Origin of the sequence: Bacillus sp. FJAT-27001, assembly GCF_019039175.1 — a bacterium.
Taxonomy (GTDB): Bacteria; Bacillota; Bacilli; order Bacillales; family Bacillaceae; genus Bacillus; species Bacillus velezensis.
Genome location: NZ_JAHOAA010000014.1, coordinates 40,885 through 42,831, shown reverse-complemented (window position 1 = coordinate 42,831; position 1,947 = coordinate 40,885). Strand labels below are relative to the sequence as shown.

The 1,947-nt window shown below is 45.0% G+C and carries 1 protein-coding gene; it reads right to left on the bottom strand.

Annotated features, from left to right (window positions below):
* Positions 1 to 1,947 (bottom strand): phage tail protein (locus BGM27_RS20690; protein ID WP_483297763.1); only part of this gene is annotated, 1,947 nt, incomplete at both ends.

The following is a 1,947-nucleotide window of genomic DNA, read 5'->3' as shown; positions in this document are numbered from 1 at the left end:
CGTCGCTACAATTCTATTGACGATTTGCGCCCGCATGTAGTTGAAGGCTGTTACAGCTGCACTTTTTAAAGCATTCCAGACAGATGTCACTTTGCTTTTTATCGAGTTCCACAAACTGACCATTTTGTCTCTGGTTGCAATAATGCGATTCACAATTTGTGCGCGCATATAGGTAAAAGCAGTCACTGCAGCACTTTTCAGGGCATTCCATATGGACGATACTTTACTCTTAATTGCATTCCAGATGCTGATCATTTTATCTCTCGTCGCAATGATCCTGTTAACGATCTGCGCCCGCATATACGTAAAGGCTGTGACGGCCGCCGATTTAAGCCCCGACCAAATTGAGGTAATAGTGTTCTTAATGCCGTTCCATACTGAAGTCGCAGTCTTTTTAATACCATTCCAGACAGAAGAGGCAAACGATTTTATAGCATTCCAAACTGTTGTGAAAATGGTTTTGCACAAATTGAATTCCCATTTAAAGAAAGCAGATAGCCCGTTCCAAATGGTTTTAGCTGCCGAAACAATTCCATTCCAAACAGTGGAGAAAAACGACGTTATTGCGTTCCATGTTGATGTTGCCGCTGTTTTAATGCCTTCCCATACAGATTGGAGCCACTGAGATATGACGCCCCAAACTTGAAGGGTGTACTTCTTGACTTTATCCCAATTGGCAATAATGAGAACAACTAAGGCTATAACCGCCGCTGTAATCCAACCGATAGGCCCCATTGCGATGATCCATGACGCTGCCATGCGCGCCGCATTTGCCGCTGCTTGAGCTGCCAAAATGACCAAGCGTTTACCAAATAAGATCATTTGTTTAATACCTGCCGCCAACATTGACACAAATGAACTGATTTTTGCCGCAGTCCACGCCGCTGCCATTCGTGTTGCTTGGGCTGCTGATTTTGCCGCTAAAACAGTTATTCTGGCAATGAAAAGCCCCATCTGCTTAATGCCGTTTTTCAGCATTGTTATGAAAGAGCTGATTTTCATCGCAGTCCATGACGCCGCCATTTTAACAGCATTAGCTGTTGCTCTTGCTGCCATCGCTGTATACTTCGCAATGAATTGTCCCATAGTTGCTATCGCTGATTTTAATTGACCAATCAGGCCGGCCAGCTTTATACCCGCAGCTGTGGTTTTGAAGGTTCGTAGATATTCAGCTGCATCTTTAAAATCTTTAAGACCGTTGGTAACAGCACTGACTGCTACTATCGCCGGAACAATAGCTCTTAAAGCACCGATTAATGAAATGCCCGCTGCAATGAACTTCCCAATTGCCGGGTTTGCTTCCATCGCCGCATTAGTAAATTTCAAAAACCCGTTTACATTCTCCAAGATCGTTTTGCCGAGTGGAGCCATGCCAACAAGCAAGTTGATTATAGTCTTCGCGATCTGACCCAATGTGCTCCATACTGTAGGCCCGTTGGTCTTTATATAATCAATGAATGATTGGAATTCCTTCGTTTTAGTAACGCTGCCAGCCCACTCGTTGAACCGCTTGGTCAGGTCTACGAGCGATGTCATCATGTCTTGAGACATAGGAGCGAATCCGGTAAACAGCTTTGTCAGACCGCCCGAAAAGTTTCTGATGATCTGTAGCAGTTTTGGGCCGTTGGTTTTTGTATACTCCACGAAAGCCTGAAATTTCTTTGAGGAACCCAAGTTCGCTGACCATTTTACCCATGATTGGGTCATTCCTTCGATGGATTTTGTCATGCTCTTCCCGGTCGGTCCGAATGCTACGATCAGATTAAAAACTGTCCGTAAGACATTCCCGGCAGATCGGCCGAATGAAGCAAACGCCCCCGGAGCTTCTTTGTTCAGATAGGAAATGAACCTCTGCATGTCCGGAGCTTTAAAAGCTTTGTCCATGCTTTTCGCCAGTCCCACGCCCTCTTTTGCCAGTCCATCAAACATTGGAATGAGTGAGTTAAG